The 16794-nt window shown below is 73.3% G+C and carries 16 protein-coding genes and 2 pseudogenes; 8 read left to right on the top strand and 10 right to left on the bottom strand.

The genetic code is table 11. The features are described 5' to 3' along the window. Positions 1-4: 4 nt before the first annotated feature. From ACIBTU_RS01265 to ACIBTU_RS01255, 3 genes are all read right to left on the bottom strand, one after another. On the bottom strand, positions 5-916 hold the full coding sequence (locus ACIBTU_RS01265; protein WP_399123790.1) for an SDR family oxidoreductase: 912 nt from the start codon (positions 914-916) through the stop codon (positions 5-7). Continuing rightward, positions 913-1530, bottom strand: coding sequence for a TetR/AcrR family transcriptional regulator (locus tag ACIBTU_RS01260; protein ID WP_399123789.1), 618 nt, complete (start codon positions 1528-1530; stop codon positions 913-915). The genes ACIBTU_RS01265 and ACIBTU_RS01260 overlap by 4 nt, the downstream gene beginning before the upstream one ends. A 119-nt stretch (positions 1531-1649) precedes the next feature. After that, on the bottom strand, positions 1650-2438 hold the full coding sequence (locus ACIBTU_RS01255; protein ID WP_399123788.1) for a putative protein N(5)-glutamine methyltransferase: 789 nt from the start codon (positions 2436-2438) through the stop codon (positions 1650-1652). 292 nt (positions 2439-2730) lie between these two features. On the opposite strand from ACIBTU_RS01255, the gene ACIBTU_RS01250 reads away from it, so the two are divergent. Next, the gene (locus ACIBTU_RS01250; RefSeq protein WP_399123787.1) at positions 2731-3546 is read left to right on the top strand and encodes a slipin family protein; all 816 of its coding nucleotides are present in this window, start codon (positions 2731-2733) and stop codon (positions 3544-3546) included. An 11-nt stretch (positions 3547-3557) separates the two neighbouring features. Here ACIBTU_RS01250 and ACIBTU_RS01245 read toward each other — a convergent pair whose 3' ends face one another. Both ACIBTU_RS01245 and ACIBTU_RS01240 read right to left on the bottom strand, forming a co-directional pair. After that, a complete protein-coding gene (locus tag ACIBTU_RS01245) occupies positions 3558-4013 on the bottom strand; it encodes a MarR family winged helix-turn-helix transcriptional regulator (RefSeq protein ID WP_399123786.1) in 456 nt (151 codons plus the stop codon). Between the two features lie 66 nt (positions 4014-4079). Continuing rightward, positions 4080-4712 carry a TetR/AcrR family transcriptional regulator gene (locus ACIBTU_RS01240; RefSeq protein ID WP_399123785.1) on the bottom strand — a complete coding sequence of 211 codons (633 nt, stop codon included), beginning with the start codon at positions 4710-4712 and terminating at the stop codon, positions 4080-4082. A 142-nt stretch (positions 4713-4854) separates the two neighbouring features. On the opposite strand from ACIBTU_RS01240, the gene ACIBTU_RS01235 reads away from it, so the two are divergent. The 4 genes from ACIBTU_RS01235 (at position 4855) to ACIBTU_RS01220 (ending at position 9481) form a co-directional block, all read left to right on the top strand. Beyond that, the gene (locus ACIBTU_RS01235; RefSeq protein ID WP_399123784.1) at positions 4855-6309 is read left to right on the top strand and encodes a cytochrome P450; all 1455 of its coding nucleotides are present in this window, start codon (positions 4855-4857) and stop codon (positions 6307-6309) included. Between the two features lie 47 nt (positions 6310-6356). Next, complete coding sequence (locus ACIBTU_RS01230) at positions 6357-6605, top strand: hypothetical protein (RefSeq protein ID WP_188335264.1); 249 nt, start codon at positions 6357-6359, stop codon at positions 6603-6605. A 53-nt stretch (positions 6606-6658) separates the two neighbouring features. Then, positions 6659-7459, top strand: a complete 801-nt coding sequence (locus ACIBTU_RS01225; protein WP_399123783.1) for an arylamine N-acetyltransferase — start codon at positions 6659-6661, stop codon at positions 7457-7459. Positions 7460-7606: 147 nt separating this feature from the next. Beyond that, positions 7607-9481: a DUF2264 domain-containing protein gene (locus tag ACIBTU_RS01220; protein ID WP_399123782.1), complete on the top strand. Its 1875-nt coding sequence runs from the start codon at positions 7607-7609 to the stop codon at positions 9479-9481. A gap of 614 nt (positions 9482-10095) precedes the next feature. On the opposite strand, the gene ACIBTU_RS01215 is transcribed toward ACIBTU_RS01220, so the two are convergent. From ACIBTU_RS01215 to ACIBTU_RS01200, 4 genes are all read right to left on the bottom strand, one after another. Further along, positions 10096-10827, bottom strand: coding sequence for a dienelactone hydrolase family protein (locus tag ACIBTU_RS01215; RefSeq protein ID WP_399123781.1), 732 nt, complete (start codon positions 10825-10827; stop codon positions 10096-10098). 81 nt (positions 10828-10908) lie between these two features. Continuing rightward, positions 10909-11202: a DUF1330 domain-containing protein gene (locus tag ACIBTU_RS01210; protein ID WP_399123780.1), complete on the bottom strand. Its 294-nt coding sequence runs from the start codon at positions 11200-11202 to the stop codon at positions 10909-10911. 43 nt (positions 11203-11245) lie between these two features. Beyond that, positions 11246-11842 (bottom strand): TetR family transcriptional regulator, encoded by a 597-nt coding sequence (locus tag ACIBTU_RS01205; RefSeq protein WP_399123779.1) that lies wholly within the window; start codon positions 11840-11842, stop codon positions 11246-11248. Positions 11843-11846: 4 nt separating this feature from the next. After that, positions 11847-13304, bottom strand: a complete 1458-nt coding sequence (locus ACIBTU_RS01200; RefSeq protein ID WP_399123778.1) for an MFS transporter — start codon at positions 13302-13304, stop codon at positions 11847-11849. Between the two features lie 255 nt (positions 13305-13559). Between ACIBTU_RS01200 and ACIBTU_RS01195 the strand changes: the two are divergent. Then, positions 13560-13859 (top strand): annotated as a pseudogene (locus ACIBTU_RS01195) (Gfo/Idh/MocA family oxidoreductase); the annotation flags it as partial. Positions 13860-13861: 2 nt separating this feature from the next. Further along, positions 13862-14893, top strand: a pseudogene (locus ACIBTU_RS01190) (DUF4032 domain-containing protein); the annotation flags it as partial. Positions 14894-14909: 16 nt separating this feature from the next. Here the strand turns inward: ACIBTU_RS01190 and ACIBTU_RS01185 are convergent. Continuing rightward, the gene (locus tag ACIBTU_RS01185; protein WP_399123777.1) at positions 14910-15491 is read right to left on the bottom strand and encodes a hypothetical protein; all 582 of its coding nucleotides are present in this window, start codon (positions 15489-15491) and stop codon (positions 14910-14912) included. Positions 15492-15940: 449 nt separating this feature from the next. On the opposite strand from ACIBTU_RS01185, the gene ACIBTU_RS01180 reads away from it, so the two are divergent. Continuing rightward, entirely contained in the window at positions 15941-16783 is an 843-nt protein-coding gene (locus ACIBTU_RS01180; RefSeq protein ID WP_399123776.1) for a helix-turn-helix domain-containing protein, read from the top strand. Positions 16784-16794: the final 11 nt, after the last annotated feature.

Here is a 16794-nt window from a genome sequence, read left to right as displayed (position 1 = left end):
CAGGTCACACCGGGTCGCCGAGCGGCCCGTGCTCCTCCTCCAGGGCCTCGGCCCAGTGCGCGGGCCAGTCCGGCTGCGTCCCGTCGGCGTCGGTGAACCCGTACTCCTTGTACAGGCCCCACGTGGCCAGGGCCTGCCCGGTCCTGGCCATGACGTCGGGGTCGGCGGCCAGCGCGGCGACCGCCCGTCCCAGGTAGGCCGGGGTTTCGGAGGCGGCGAAGTTCGGGTCCTTGGCCGCGCCGTCCCGCCAGTTGGCCTCGGTGACGCCGAAGCCCTCCAGCATGGCTTCCGAGCGCAGGAAGCCGGGCGTGACGGCCACGGCCGCGACGCCGTGCTCCTTCAGTTCGGCGGCCTGGGCCACCGCGAGCCGGATGACCGCCGACTTGGCGAGGTCGTAGAAGAACGAACCCCGGTAGCGGTTGGTGTTGCCGTCGGTGACCTCCACGACCAGGCCGCTGCCACGGGCGACCATCAGCGGGAGGGCGAACCGGCTGGTGATCACGTGGGTCTCCACCGCCTGCCGCAGCAACCGCAGTCCGGTGTCGAGGTCCTGCTCCCACAGCGGATGCGCCCAGTCGGTCAGGGGGTCCCCGCCCCATACGGAGTTGACGAGGACGTCGAGCCGACCGTCCTGTTCGGCCGCGATCCGCTCGACCAGGGCGCGGACCTCGTCCGGGCGGCTGTGGTCGGTACGGACGGGGATGCCGAGGCCGCCGGCGTCGGTGACCAGGCGGGCGGTCTCCTCGATGGTCTCGGGGCGGTCCAGGTCCGAGCGTCCGGCGGCGCTGCTGCGGCCGGTGACGTACACCGTGGCACCGGCGGCCCCGAGCTCGACGGCGATGCCGCGGCCGCCGCCTCGGGTGCCGCCGGCGACCAGGGCCACCTTGCCGGTCAGCGGCCGTGCGTTCCTCGTCATGATTCCTCCAGGTCGTGGCCGTGGCGGGGCGGGCGGTGCGAGTCCAGCACGTGGGCGAGCTCCTGCCGCAGGCGCCGCTCGAGGGTTCCCCGGCGGTCGAGGGCCCAGTTCAGGCCCGCGCCGGAGGCGATCGCCTGAACGGTTCCGGCCAGGGCGGTGACGTCCGTCCCGGCGCGGAGCTCGCCGGTGGTCAGGGCCTCGGCAAGCAGGGCCTCGACGGCGCGGCCCCGGGCGCGGTGGATGGCCAGGGCGTGCGCGTGGAACTCGGGGTCCGTGAGGTCGATGCACAGGAACGCCAGGTGGTTGGCGTAGGTCTCGGGCGTGGCCATGGCCGCCATCGGCTCCACGATCAGCGCCGTGAGCGCCTCCAGCGCGGACGCGTGGTCCTCGCGTACGGTCCCGGGCAGCGCGTCGGCGTCCTTCGCGGACCGCTCGGCGAGGGCCAGGAGCAGGCCGCGCTTGGACCCGAACCGCTGCACGAGGGTGCCGGGCACGAGTCCCACCTCGTTCGCCACGGCGGCCAGGGTCAGGCCGACCGGGCCGACCCGGCCGATCACCTCGGCGGCCGCCCGCAGGATCACCGCGTCGTCGACACCGCGAGGACGTCCCGCCATCACCGCTCCCCTCTTCTTCTCTCTTGCCTCATTAATAAATGCTCGTTCATTCATTAAAGGGCCCGGACGGCCGCGCGGCAAGACCCGCGCGGCCGCGGATGCGGATCCGCCCTCCCGCGTCAGTGCGCGGTGGCGATGATCACGGTCGCCGCGAGGTCCTCGTCCTCGGCGAGCGTGGGGGTGAGGCCCGCTTCCCTGACCGCCCTCAGGGCCGCGTCCGACTGGCGGGCGCTGGTCTCCATGAACGCCCGCCCGCCGGGGGACAGCCAGGTACGGGCCTCCAGGGCCACGCGGCGGAGGATGTCCAGGCCGTCGGTGCCGCCGTCGAGGGCCATGCGGCGCTCGTGGTCGCGGGCCTCCGGCGGGAGCAGGGGGATGTCGTCGGTGGGGACGTAGGGGCCGTTGGCGATGAGGATGTCGACGCGGCCGGCCAGGGACCGGGGCAGCGGGTCGTACAGGTCGCCCTCGTGCACCTCGCCGCCCAGCGGGGCGAGGTTGCGGCGGGCGCAGTGCACCGCCGCCGGGTCGAGGTCCGCGGCGACGAGCCGCGCGGGGCGGCGCCCGGCGAGGAACGCCGCGACGGCCCCCGTGCCGCAGCACAGGTCGACGACGACGGCCCCGGCCGGCGTGCGGGCCGCGGCCTGACGGGCCAGGAACTCGGTGCGGCGGCGCGGCACGAAGACGCCGGGGTCGACCTCGACGCGCAGGCCGCAGAACTCGGCCCAGCCGACGACGTGTTCCAAGGGAAGCCCGGCGGCCCGGCTCTCCACCATGGCGGAGAGTTCGGCGCCGTCGCGGGCGGTGGACAACAGGACGCGCGCTTCGTCCTCGGCGAAGACACAGCCGGCGGCGCGCAGCGCGGTCACCACCCGGTCGGAACCGGGCAGCAGGAGGAGCGGATCAGACATGGAAAAGCGTGACCTCTCGGGAAGCCGATGGGGCTCCCGGCCGCCGCGCCGCCGTCGGACCGCTCAGCTGGAGCGGACGCGGCGCACGGCAGGAGGCGGGAGCTCCCGACCTGACACTGCGGTGATCGGACCCACCTCCTCGTTCTCTCGTTCACGGCCTGTACGGCCCGGTCACATTACCGCACCACTCCCCCACCGACCGGGGAAGGCACCGCCCGCACGACCCTCGCCGCGCCGCGCCTGCCGGGCATATCGTTGACTGAGGGGACCTTTCGGACGCCTGGGGGCAGTCATGGTCCAGGAACTCGTCGTGGCGGGCGCGGCAGCGGTGTCCGCCTGCATGGTGTACGTGGCGGCCGCGGCCCGCGTGGTGAAGCAGTACGAGCGCGGTGTCGTGTTCCGGCTCGGCAGACTGTCCGGCGGGGTCCGCGAGCCCGGGTTCACGATGGTCGTGCCCGGCGTCGACCGGCTGCGCAAGGTGAACATGCAGATCGTCACGATGCCGGTGCCGGCCCAGGAAGGGATCACGCGGGACAACGTGACGGTGCGCGTCGACGCCGTCGTCTACTTCAAGGTCGTGGACGCGGCGAACGCGGTGATCGAGGTCGAGGACTACCGGTTCGCGGTCTCGCAGATGGCGCAGACCTCGCTGCGGTCCATCATCGGCAAGAGCGACCTCGACGATCTCCTGTCGAACCGGGAGAAGCTGAACCAGGGCCTGGAGCTGATGATCGACAGTCCGGCGATCGGGTGGGGCGTGCAGATCGACCGGGTGGAGATCAAGGACGTGTCGCTGCCCGACACCATGAAGCGGTCGATGGCGCGGCAGGCCGAGGCCGACCGTGAGCGGCGGGCGCGGGTGATCAACGCGGACGCGGAGCTGCAGGCCTCGAAGAAGCTCGCGGAGGCCGCCGCGCAGATGGCGGAGCAGCCCGCCGCGCTCCAGTTGAGGCTGCTGCAGACCGTGGTCGCCGTCGCGGCGGAGAAGAACTCGACGCTGGTGCTGCCGTTCCCGGTGGAGCTGCTGCGGTTCCTGGAGCGGGCGCAGCAGCAACAGCCTCCGTCCGCTCAGCCCTCGCCGTCGCCGCCGCCCGAGGTCGAACCGTAGGGCGCCGGACGCTACGTGCCCGTGAGACGTTCCATCAGCGTGACCGCTTCGGCGAGGGTGCGCCGCTCGTCCGCGTCGAGTTCGGCGTCCACGGCCGCGGCGAGCCAGTCGCGCTTGGCGGCGCGGACCGCGTCGAGGACGGCGCGGCCCTCCTCGGTCACCGAGACGACCGACTGGCGTCCGTCCTCCGGGTCGGGCGCGCGGGACACGAGGCCGCGGTCCTCCAGCGCGCCGACGGTGAGCCGCATGGACTGGGGGCGTACGTACTCGGCGCGGGCGAGCGCGGCGGTCGTCGCGGGGCCTTCCATGGCGAGCCGGGCGAGGACCGTGCGCTGGGTCGGGGTGAGGAGGCTGTCGGGCGACGCGGTGCGCAGGCGGCGGGCCAGCCGGCCCACGGCGGTCGCGAGGTCGGCGGCGATCCGCTCGGTGGGCGGGTCCTCGGCCGTGCGGCCCTGCGTTCCTGGCATGCGCCCACGGTACGAGGCGGATGTGAGGCCTCACAAGCCGCGCCGGCTGCGAAGCGGCGGGCCGGGTCAGCCCGCGGCGATGGCCCCGAGCAGGGTGCGCGCGCACAGGTCGCGCACGTGGGCGCGGGGCAGTTCGGGCCGGTCGAGCCAGTCCAGGCAGACGGCGACGAGGAACGCGAGCCAGCCGCGGACGGCGATGCCGAGCGTGTCGGGCGCGGGCAGCCGGCCGGCGAGCTGCGGGTCGGCGGCGAGGGCGGCCCTGATCTGTGCCTCGTGCGCGGCGAGGCCTTCCCGGTAGACGGCGCGCACGGTCGGGTCCCCGGCGGCCTCGGCGCGATGGAAGGCGCGGAAGCCCTCGGCGTGGGTGGCGACGTAGTCGAGGAAGGTGTCGAGTCCGGTGCCCAGCTGGTCGAGGACGGGGACGCCGGGGACGGCGGCGGTCAGCCGCAGCATGCGCTCGCTCTCGCGCCGGACGACGGCCGCGAAGAAGTCCCGTTTCGTCGGGAAGTAGTGGTAGAGCAGCCCGCGCGAGACGCCGGCGATCTCGGCGACCTGCTCGATCCACACGTCGTCGTACGGGTGCTGGGCGAAGAGCCGCGCTCCGACGCCGAGCAGTTGCTCGCGCCGCTCCTCGGTGCTGAGCCGGCGGCGCGTGGTGCGCTCCCCCGACGTGCCCGTTCCCCCTCGGTCCGTCGCCATGGACGGCACTCTACTGCGGCTTCGCCCGATTACTTGACGTGAGTTCAACAACAGGCCCAGACTGTGGCGCATTATTGAATCCACGTCTAACAAGGTGCTCGGTTCCGCTCAACGGGCGGTCGGCGCAAGGGAGATGGGCACGATGGCGCAGGTGACTCAGGCGCCCGGCGGTGTGCTGCCGCGGGGCTTTCGCAGTGCCGAGCAGGGGTGGCCGCGCCTGGACCGGATACCGCACCCGTCGCGCCGGGTGCCGCTGATAGGTGACGTGGTGGGGGCGAACGTCCGCACGCCGATCCAGGACTCGATGCGGATCGCGGCCGAGCTGGGCCCGATCTTCCGGCGCAAGGGCTTCGGCAAGGAGATCGTCTTCGTCTGGGGCGCCGATCTCGCGGCGGAGCTGGCGGACGAGTCCCGGTTCGCCAAGCACGTCGGGCTCGGGGTCGCCAATCTGCGGCCGCTGGCGGGCGACGGCCTGTTCACGGCGTACAACCACGAGCCGAACTGGCAGCTGGCGCACGACGTGCTGGCCCCCGGGTTCAGCCGGGACGCGATGGCCGGGTACCACCCGCTGATGCTCGACGTGGCGGGTCGGCTGATGAGCGCGTGGGACGCGAGCGAGGCGGCGGGCCGCAGCGTGGACGTGCCGGTCGACATGACGAAGCTGACCCTGGAGACGATCGCGCGGACCGGGTTCGGGTACGACTTCGGCTCGTTCGAGCGGGACTTCGACAAGGAGGGCCCGCACCCGTTCATCTCGGCGATGGTGGGCGCCCTGTCGTTCGCCCAGCGGCGCAACGTGGTGCCGCCGCTCCTTTCGGTGCTGCTGCGGGGCGCGGAGCGGCGCAACGCGGCGGACCGCGCCTATCTGAACCGTACGGTCGACGAGGTGATCGCGACGCGCCGCGCGTCCGGCGACGGTCCGGGCGATCTCCTGGACCGGATGCTGGAGGTGGCGCATCCGGAGACCGGTGAGCGGCTCACGCCCGAGAACATCCGGCGGCAGGTGATCACGTTCCTGGTCGCCGGGCACGAGACGACGTCGGGCGCCCTGTCGTTCGCACTGCACTATCTCGCGCAGAACCCTGAGGTCCTCGCGAAGGCGCGGGACGAGGTCGACCGGGTGTGGGGCGACGTGGACGTGCCGGCGTACGAGCAGGTGGCGAAGCTGCGGTATCTGCGGCGGGTGCTCGACGAGTCGCTGCGGCTGTGGCCGACGGCGCCCGCGTTCGCGCGCGAGGCGGTCACGGACACCACGCTCGGCGGGGCGCATCCGATGCGGCGCGGGGCGTGGGCGCTGGTCCTGACGACGATGCTGCACCGCGATCCGGCGGCGTGGGGCGAGAATCCGGAGGCCTTCGATCCGGAGCGGTTCGCGCCGCAGGCGGTCCGGGCGCGTCCGGGGCACGTGTTCAAGCCGTTCGGCACGGGGGCGCGGGCCTGCATCGGTCGTCAGTTCGCGCTGCACGAGGCGACGTTGGTGCTCGGACTGCTGCTGCGCCGCTACGACCTGGCGCCCGAGCCCGGTTACCGGCTGCGCATCGCGGAGCGGCTGACGCTGATGCCGCAGGACCTGCGCCTGCACCTCACGCGCCGCTGACCTGCGCCGGAGCCGGATTGTCAGTGCCGTGCGCAAGAGTGGGGGGCATGAACGGGACGACGAACCTCGGGCAGCGGACGACACATCACGAGCGGGCGGCCGCGCAGGCGTTACTGCGCCTCACACACACGGCGCGGGCCGCGCTGTGCGGCACGGAGCCACCGGACACGGCGTCGGTGCTCACCGTGCCGATCGCGGAGGCCGACGAGGCCCTGCGGCGCGCGGGCCTCGCGGGCAACGAGGCGTGGCTGCTGGAGCGGATCTACGGTCTGGACGCGGCACCGGGGTCCGCGTAGCGCGGACGGCGTCGGTCTCCCCCGTCGGGCGGAAGGTCGGTGACACTGGCCGTATGGAAGATCAGCTGGATCCGGGCCGCGCCGACGCCTACCTGCATCGCATCGGGGCCGAGCGCCCCGCCTCGCCCACGGCGCAGGCCCTGCGCGCGTTGCAGTACGCGCATCTGCGGACGGTGCCGTTCGAGAACCTGTCGGTGCATCTGGACGAGGACGTCTCGCTCGATCCCGGGGCCCTGTTCGCCAAGGTCGTCGACCGGCGGCGCGGCGGCTTCTGCTACGAACTGAACGGGGCGTTCGCGTCGCTGCTCGACGCGCTCGGCTTCGAGGTGACGCTGTTGCAGGCGCGGGTGGCGCGCGAGGGCGGGGGCTTCGGCATCCCCTACGACCACCTGGCTCTGCGGGTCCGGACCGCCGAGGGGACGGACTGGCTGGCCGACGTCGGGTTCGGCGCGCTCAGCCACTTCCCGTTGCGGTTCGACGAGCGCGGGGACCAGACGGATCCGGGCGGTGTCTTCCGCGTCGAGGAGGCCGCCGGGGGCGATCTGCTGCTGCGCTGCGACGGGGTGCCGCAGTATCTGCTCGACCTTCGGCCCCGGGCGCTGGCGGACTTCGAGGTGGGGGCCTGGTACCACCGGACCTCGCCGGCCTCCCGGTTCACCCGCTCCCTGGTCTGTTCCCTGCTCACCGAGGAGGGCCGGATCACGCTCACCGGGCGCACGCTCAAGACCACTTTGGGCGAGGGCCGCAGCGAGGTGGTGCTGCCGTCCGACGCCGCCGTGCTCGACGCGTACGCCCGGCACTTCGGCATCGCGCTCGACCGGGTCCCTCCGGAACCGGCGTCGTCAGGGGACTGACCTGCGGCGCCGTCGCCTGGTTATGCTGCGCGCCGGAGCTCTCCGGCACCCCGGGCGACCGTCCCGTCTCCCTGCCTTCCTGTCTTCCTGCCTTCCGGGTGACGCGGGAGTTCCTTCCGTTCGACGCGAGAGGCTGGCGTTCCCCGTATGACGATCCCGTTCGAACTGCCGGAGGAGGACCGGGAGCTGAGCCCGGTCACGGGCTACACCCGGGCGCACTGGGAGGCCGTCGCCGACGGGCTGCTCGGCGCGGCCTGGCGCTGGGCGACCCCGCGCGGGGCGCTGCTCGACCTGCCGGGCGCGCCGTCCGTGTCCGGGGTCCGTTCGGACGGTCTCGAGGGGTACGCGCGCACGTTCCTCGCGGCCGCGTTCCGGGTCGCGGGCGCCGACGGCAAGGATCCGCACGGCTGGCTCGACCGGTACGCGGAAGGGCTCGCCGCGGGCACCGCGACACCGGGCCGGGACGACGCCGAGTCCTGGCCTCTGATCCTCGACCACCACGTGCAGGGCCAGCCGATGGTGGAGTCGGCGTCGGTCGCGCTCGGTCTGACGCTGACCCGGACCTGGCTGTGGGACCGGCTCGACGACGGGGTGCGGGACCGGACGGAGACCTGGCTGCGCGGGGCGCTCACGCACACGCCCGCGCCGAACAACTGGTACCTCTTCCCGTTCACGGTCGCCTCGTTCCTGGAGGCGGTGGGCCGCGGCGACGCGGTGACCGCCCGTGCGAGGGAGCGCGCGCTCGACCTGATGGAGACCTGGTACCGGGGCGACGGCTGGTACGCGGACGGGGACGGGCGGTCCTTCGACCACTACAACGGGTGGGCGCTGCACCTGTATCCGATGCTGCACGCCCATCTGTCGGGAGACGCGGAGCTCCTCGCACGGTTCGGGCCGCGGCTGCGGGAGCACCTGGAGGGCTTCTCGCTGCTGTTCGGGGCCGACGGGGCCCCGGTGCACTTCGGGCGGTCGCTGACGTACCGGTTCGCGGCGACGGCGGCGGTCGGCGTGGGCGCGCTCACGGGGCACACGCCACTCTCCCCCGGTACGTCGCGGCGGCTGGCGAGCGGAAGCCTGCGGTACTTCCTCGATCGCGGCGCCGTCACCGACCGGGGCCTGCTGAGCCTCGGCTGGCACGGACCGCACGCGGCCACGCTGCAGAACTACTCGGGGCCCGCGTCCCCGTACTGGGCGTCGAAGGGGTTCGTGGCGCTGCTCGCGCCGCAGGACCATCCGTTGTGGACGGCGACGGAGGAGGCGGCGCCGAGCGAGGGTCCCGACCGGGTGCTCGCGCTGCCCGCGCCGGGTCTGCTCGTGCAGTCGACCGGCGCCGACGGGATCGTGCGGCTGCACAACCACGGCAGCGACCAGATCCCGCCGCACGCGGGCGAGGTCGCGTCCCAGGAGGACGCCCACTACAGCCGGCACGCGTACTCCACGCACACCGGCCCGACCTCCCTCACGAACGTCCCCGACAACCACCTGTCGGTGGAGATCGGCGGGGCCCGCAGTGTCCGCCGCCGGATCCTGCCGCTCGGCGCGGGGCACGGGGACGGCTGGGGCTGGGCGGCGTCCTGGCACCGCCCGGTGTTCCCGTCCGGCGCCCCGATGGTGCCCGGGTTGCGCGTGGAGAGCGTGACCGTGGCCCGGGGCCGGCACGAGCTGCGCGTACACCGGGTCGTGGGCGCTCCGCACGACGCGCGCGTCACCCTGACCGGTTGGGCCACGGACGCGCTCCCGTCGGAGCTGACCGGCCTTTACGGCTGGGAGGAGCGCGACGCGATCCGGGCTCCGGAGGGCACGGCGTACGAGGCGTGGGTACGGGTGCCGCGTCTCGGGGCGCCGGTCGAGGGCACCGGGGTCTTCGCGGCCCTGGCCTCCCTGGGCGGATCGGCCGACGAGGTCGCGCCGGCGGACGCCGTGACCGAGGTGACGTACGCGGACGACGCACTGCGGGTCGCCTGGGCGAACGGCCCGACGACCGTGATCGCCTTCACGCCGGTGAGCGTGCGCTGCGAGTGAGTTCGGGGGCGGCGGGCGGCGAGCGGCGGCCGGTGATCTGCGGGCGGCGAGCGGCGGCCGACGCGCGACGCTCAACGGGCTGCGCTCGGCGAGCGGCGGTTGGCGGGCTGTGCTCGGCGAGCGGCGGTTGGCGGGCTGTGCTCGGCGGGCTGCGGCCGGTGGCAGGCGCTCGAGGGACTGCGGCCAGGGGCCGGCGTGCGGCGCTCGGCGGCCGGTGGTCGGCGGCCGGTGGTCGGCGGCCGGTGGTCGGCGGCCGACGCGCGACGCTCAACGGGCTGCGCTCGGCGGCCGGCGGGCGGCGGCCGGTGGCAGGCGCTCGAAGGACTGCGGCCAGGGGCCGGCGTGCGGCGGCCGGTGGTCGGCGGCCGACGCGCGACGCTCAACGGGCTGCGCTCGGCGGCCGGCGGGCGGCGGCCGGTGGGTTGCGCTCGGCGGGCGGTGGCCGGTGGGTGGCGGCCGGCGCTCGACACGCGGTGGCCGGTGGTCGGCGCGCGACGAGCTGCGTTCGGGGGTCGACCGACGACGGGCGACGGCAGCGGTCCTCAGTCCGCGGCCGACGGTCGGCCGATGGGTTCCGGTCCGAGCCGTTCGTGGGCCGGGATCGTGGGAGCCGGTCAGGTCAACCCTGTGACGGGCAGGCACTCTTCGAGCAGGTCGACGACGTCTCGCCAGGCTCGCCATGCGTGCTGAGGGTGGTAGCCGACCCCGGGGCGCACGGTGTGGTCGACCGACGGGTGATGGAAGGCGTGCAAGGCGCCACCGTAGACCGTGAGGCGCCAGTCGACGCCCGCGGCCTGCATCTCGGCGGTGAACGCGTCCCGTTGTGCGGGCGGCATGATCGGGTCCTCCGACCCGACCCCGGCCCACACCGGGCAGTGGATGCGCGCCGCCTCGCCCGGCCGGCCCGTGGTCAGTGCGTTGAGTGTCGCGATCGCGCGCAGGTCGACGCCGTCGCGCCCGAGTTCCAGCGCGATGGCGCCGCCGGTGCCGTAGCCGACGGCGGCGATCCGGTCGGGGTCGGTACGTGGCTCGGCGCGGAGCACGTCGAGCGCCGCGTGGCCGATGCCTCGCATCCGGTCGGGGTCGGCGAGCAGGGGCATGCAGCGGGCCAGCATCTCCTCGGGGTCGCCCAGGTAGCGCCCGCCGTGGAGGTCGAAGGCCAGCGCCACGTACCCCAGCTCGGCGAACGCTTCGGCACGGTGACGCTCGACGTCGCTGAGCCCGACCCCCTCGGGCCCGACCAGGACCGCGGGCCTGCGGTCGGCGCCGGCCGGGAGCGCGAGGTGCCCGATCATCGTCAGGCCGTCGGCCGCGTACTCGATCGTGCGTGTGGTCACCGTCGTCATGAGCCTGGACTGTAGTGATCGTCGAGTCCGGTCGGGCCGGTGTTCTGCCGTCGGCAGAGCACCGGCTCCGTGCCCGGTCGGTCAGTCGATGCCTTCGACGATGCGGAAGTCGCGCTCGACGGCGTCCGCGAGGACGGCCAACGCCTCCTGGTAGGCCGCGCTCTCGCGCGCCGCGACGGCCTGCTCGAAGCTGTCGAACTCGATCAGGATGGCGCGCTCGGGGATTCCGCCGTCATGCGTGAGGACCCGGCCTCCGCGGGTGAGGACCCGACCGCCCCCCGCCCGGACGGCCGGACCGGCCAACTTGTCGTACGCGGCCAGCTTCTCCGGGTCCGAAATGGTGCGGTAGACGCTGACCCAGTAGCCCTTGGGCATGGAACCTCCAGTGTCGGGATGCGTGTGCATCGCCATGATCCGCCTAGGGCCGGTCCAACTGCCCCTGGACGGCGGGCCCGTAGCGATGGACGATGTCCTCGATCTCCGAGGCGCGGACGTACGGACCGCGGGCCAGGCCGTAGACGACGCCCAGGCCGAGCAGCGCGGCGACGGCCAGTTCGGCGCGCAGACCCGTGTCGGGGCCGGTCAGACGGGTGGCGAGGCGTTCGGTGACCTGGGCGCGGAAGTTGGCGCGCAGGATCTCGCCCTGCGCGCCGTGGAGCGGGGCGAAGGCGATGCGCAGGATCGGGTCGGTGCCGTTCCCCGCCTGGCTGGTGAGCACCGAGCGGACCATGTGCCGGCCGAGATCCTCGAGCGGCGCGTCGAGGAGGGCGTCGACGTCGGTCTCGAAGTCCATGGTGTGGGCGAGCAGCGCGTCCTTGTTGCCGAAGTACTTGAGGATCAGCGGCGGGCTGACCCCGGCCCGGTCCGCGATCGCCTTCAGGGTGATGTCGCTCTGAGCGTGCCGGGCGAGCAGATAGCGCGTGGCGCGCACGATCTCCGCCTTGCTGGCCCCGGCGTCCCGGCGGGCCGGTGCGGGTCGCGCTCCGCCCGGGTGCGCCGTGTCCGTGCCGTCCATCGCCTCACGCTCCTTTCGCGGTGGCGACGGGGGCCGCCACGGGGGTGCCGGCCGTCCCCGCCGCGCGGTCGTCGGGGACGGCCAGGGCGATGGCGGTGGCCACCAGGGCGACGCTACCGGCCATGGCGAAGGCCAGTTGGTAGCCGTGCAGGGTCGGGACCGGGAGGCCGCCCACGTCGGTGGTGTGGTGGACGAGGACGGCGGCGACGGCCGCGCTGGAGACGGCCTGTCCGATGGTGCGCATCAGGACGTTGACGCCGTTGGCGGAGGCGGTCGCGGCGGCGGGGACGGCGCGCAGGATGAGGGTGGGCAGGGCGGAGTAGGCGAGGGTCGTGCCGGTCGAGACGACGGCCGCGCCGACGAGGATCACCCACAGGTCGGTGCTGTCGACGATGCGGATCCCGTAGCCGAGGGCGAGGACGACGCCGCCGGCGGCGAGGGTGACGCGGGGGCCCCAGCGGGTGGAGATCCGGGCGGACACCGGCGAGAAGAGGAGCATGATGACGCCGCTGGGCAGCATGCACACGCCGGTCGCGACGATGGACAGACCGAGCCCGTAGCCGGTGGCCACGGGGGCCTGCACGAGCTGCGCGGTCACCAGCGAGTTGGCGTAGAAGGCGAAGCCGGTGAACAGGGCCGCCACGTGCGGGAGTCCGACGCGGCGGCCCACCGCGAGCCGCAGGTCGACGAGCGGCTCGTCCGTGCGCAGCTGCCACAGGGCCCACAGGGCGAGGATCACGACGGCGCCCGCGAAGAGGCTGAGGACCGTCGCGCTGCCCCAGCCCCACTGGCCGCCCTGCGAGACCCCGAGCAGCAGACAGACGAGTCCGGCGGCGAGCCCGGTCGTGCCGAGCGCGTCGAAACGTCCCGGTGAGCGGACCGGCGACTCCCGCACCGCCCACCACGCCGCGGCGAGGCCGAGGGCGCCGAGCGCGGCGGTCGCCCAGAACATGACGTGCCAGTTCGCGTACTGGACGACGAGCGCGGCGAGCGGCAGTCCGAGTCCCGCGCCGATGCCGACCGTGGAGCTCATCAGGGCGACGGCGGAGCCGGTGCGGTGCGGCGGCAGTTCGTCGCGCAGGATGCTGATGGACAGCGGTACGACGGCCGCGGCGGCGCCCTGGAGGGCGCGGGCCGCGATGAGGACGCGGATGTCGGAGGTCAGCGCGCAGAGCACGGAGCCCGCGGTCATGAGCGCGAGCGCGCCGAGCAGGACGCGCCGCTTGCCGTACATGTCGCCGGCCCGGCCGAGCACCGGGGTGAGCACGGCGCCGGCCAGGAGTGTCGCGGTGACCATCCAGGACACGGCGGCCGGGGAGGCGCCGGTGAGCCGGGGAAGGTCGGGCAGCAGCGGGACGACGACGGTCTGCATGACGGCCATGAGGATGCCGCCGAAGGCGAGGACGGGGACGGTGAACCGCTCGCGCGGGCGCGGCGTCGCGGGTATCGGCACGGGGTCCATGGGTCTCCTGCTCGGGGCGTCGGGCGCGGGCCGGTGCGCTCCGGTGGGCGCCCGCGTGGGGTGAATGGCCATTCACCCGGTGGTGAATCAGTATTCACCACCGAGTGCCCGACTGTCTGCGCCTGTCTCACGCCGGTCCTGCCACCTCCGTCACACCCGCCGGGCCCCGCCCCACGACCCCCGCCCCACGGCCCCGACTCACGACCCTCGCGCGGGGCCTGCGCGGGCCCGCGCTCCCGGGCGATACTGCGGCCCATGACGCTCACCACGGACGCCCCGCGCTTCGGACTCGTCGGCACCGGCCCCTGGGCTCGGCGCACGTACGCCCCTGTTCTCCAGGCCCATCCGCAGGTGCGGTTCGCCGGGGTCTGGGGCCGGCGCCCGGAGGCGGCCTCGGAGCTGGCCGCCGCGCACGGGACGACGGCGTACGCGGACGTGGACGCGCTGTTCGCGGCCTGCGACGCGGTCGCGTTCGCGGTGCCGCCGGACGTGCAGGCGCCGCTGGCGGAGCGGGCCGCCGCGGCGGGCTGTCACCTGCTGCTCGACAAGCCGCTCCGGTCGTGGCCGTGAAGGAGCTCGCCGAGCGGCCGGCGCTGCGCGAGTACGAGATGCTGCGCGTCCTGGACCGGACGGGCATACCGGCGGTGGATCCGCTGGCCGTGGTCACGGGCCGCACGACGGCGGACGGCGCCCCGCTCGAACCGGTCCTGATCACCCGGCACCTGGGCGGTTCGCAGCCGTACCGCTCGATGTTCGAGACGACGCTGCGCCCCTCCACGGTGCATCGGCTGATGGACGCGCTGGCCGTGCTGCTCGTACGGCTGCACCTGGCGGGTTTCGCGTGGGGCGACTGTTCGCTGTCCAACACGCTGTTCCGCCGGGACGCGGGCGCGTACGCCGCGTATCTGGTGGACGCGGAGACCGGGGAGATCCATCCACGGCTCAGCGACGGGCAGCGGGAGTACGACATCGATCTGGCCCGGGTCAACATCAGCGGCGAGATGCTCGACCTGGAAGCCTCCGGCGCGCTGCATCCGTCCATCGACCCGATCGAGTTCGGTACGGAGATCGGGCAGCGGTACGCGAACCTGTGGAGCGAGCTGACCCGCACCTCCGTGTATCCGCCGGGCAAGCACCACTACATGGAGCGGCGGATCCGGCGGCTGAACGACCTGGGCTTCGACGTGGCCGAGATGCAGATCTCGCGCTCGCCGCAGGGCGACACGGTGACGTTCGTGCCGAAGGTCGTCGACGCGGGGCACCACCAGCGTCAGCTGCTGCGGCTCACCGGCCTGGACGCGGAGGAGAACCAGGCGCGGCGGCTGCTGAACGACCTGGAGAGCTGGATGGCCACGCAGGACGACGTGCGGGACGCCCGGCCGGAGGTACTGGCGCACCGCTGGGTCCGTGACGTGTTCCGGCCGACGGTCCGCGCGGTCCGCGACCGTCTCCCCTCCCCCGTCGACCCGGCGGAGCTGTACCACGAGCTGCTGGAGCACCGCTGGTACCTGTCCGAGCGCGACGGTCACGACATCGGGCTCGAGGCGGCGGCCGAGGACTACGTGACGTATGCGAAACAGAGGCCGTAGGCGGGCGGCAGCCGGACTAGTGGCCGCCTTCGGGCTTCACGCAGCCCGTGCCTTCCATGTAGACGCCGTGGGTCTCCACCCGGAGGAGATCGCCGACGGAGCCCTCCACGCACACGGGCGTGAGGTCGACGATGTACGTGACCAGGGCATCGGATCCGGCCACGGTGATCTCGGAGGGCTGGTAACCGAGCTTCTCCAGGGCTGATCTGACCCTGTCCGCGCCGACGTCCCGGTGTCCGGCGAACCGGGTGAGCGCGCCCCGCACCCGCTCCTGTTCACTGGCCGCCGCGCACAGGTCCGCGCCCTTCAGTTCGACGGGCCGCTGGAAGGCGTGATTCTCGCCGTACTTGGGGTTGGCGTCTCCGCCCGATCCGGGCTCTGCCGTGACGGTGGCGGCGGCGGTCGCCGCGGGGCAGTCGGCGGCCGGGATGGCCGAGGCGGAGGCGGAGGGGGTCTGCGGGGCGATGGCGCCGGCGTCGGTCGCCTTCTCGTCTCCGCAGCCGCTGAGCAGCAGAAGGGCGACGCCGATCGCGGCGCAGGTTGTGGCCCCACGTCTTCGGATCGCCTTGGGGCGCCCGGTGGTTCCCGTGATCATCATGCGCCGAGTATGCCCCGCGGATGCGGGGCGGACCGGGCGCGACCGGTGCCGTGGCCGCTACGTAATGGCGAGTGACGGCACCGACCGCAGCCAGAAACCCCGTCGGGGCGTCGCGAACGAGTGCGGGACGTGCGTCGTGCAACGCATTTTCCGGCCACATCGAACGAATTGGTGGCCCGGTCCCACTCTCTTCCTCGAACAGCCCCAGGAGGCTCGCGGGTTACCCGTCGCCGGGAAATTTCGGCCAATTTCGAGCGGCCTGGCACAGGTGCCACATCACTGTGTCTACGTACGCACAGACGATGAAACCGGCAGGTGGGCAACCCCGCACGACTCATCATGACGGACCGACTGATCGTTTTCTTCGGGCAATGTTTATTACCAAAGCCGTTGGGAGTATTTAGACTGCCGGTGCTCAACTCGGCGTGTACGAATGGGGATTACCCACCATGAACAAGAAGGCGCTCCGCGCCCTGCTCCGCGAACGGCGCGCCCTGATAGCCCCCGAGTCCCACGGCTTCACGCGTCCGACGGGACAGGGCAGACGGGCGCCGGGCCTTTCGCAGCATCAGGTGGACCAGCTGCTGCACCGGACGCTGGGCACGTATCACCGGCTGGAGTCGGGCAACTATCCGAATCCCCCGAGCTCCTTGTTGCGCGACATCGCCCTCCTGTTCGGTCTGGACGAGCAGGAGTGGAGCTCGCTGTGCCGCTTCGCCCTGCACCAGGACCCACCCGGTCCGCTGCACTCCTCCTCCGGCAAGGAGATCCCGGGCATCTGGCAGGAGGCCGTCGACGGCATCGAGCACATCGCCTACGTGACCGACGCCTCCTGGGACCTGCTGACGTACAACTCCGCGTTCGCCGAGCTGTTCCCGGACGGCCGGGTCCCGACCAACACGATGCGCTGGATGCTCCTCGAACCCGAGGCGCGCGGCACGCTGTTGCAGTGGAACACCGCGTGGGTGCCCTGGATCATCCCCCAGTTGCGGGCGGCGATCACGGCGCGCCCCGAGGACGGGACGCTGGCGCAGATCGAGCGGGAGATTCTGGACGCCCCTGAGATCGCCCCGTTCTACGAGGAGGGCGGCGCCCTGGTCCACCCGGACGGGCACGAACGCCCGCTGCGACACGCGCTCAAGGGGCCGGGCTGGGTGTCGATCTGCGCGGCGCAGCCCATGACGGCGCCCGGGTCCCGCATGTTCATCCTGCTGTTCCGCCCGGGCCCGGAACGCTCCGTCCCCACACCGCCGAACCTGCGCGCCGACCGCCCCCGGGCCTGGGGTGACTGAGCTTCCTGTGA

Origin of the sequence: Streptomyces sp. NPDC050145, from assembly GCF_044460245.1 — a bacterium.
In the GTDB taxonomy this organism is placed as follows: domain Bacteria; phylum Actinomycetota; class Actinomycetes; order Streptomycetales; family Streptomycetaceae; genus Streptomyces.
This window is presented reverse-complemented; position numbering and strand designations above follow the sequence as displayed.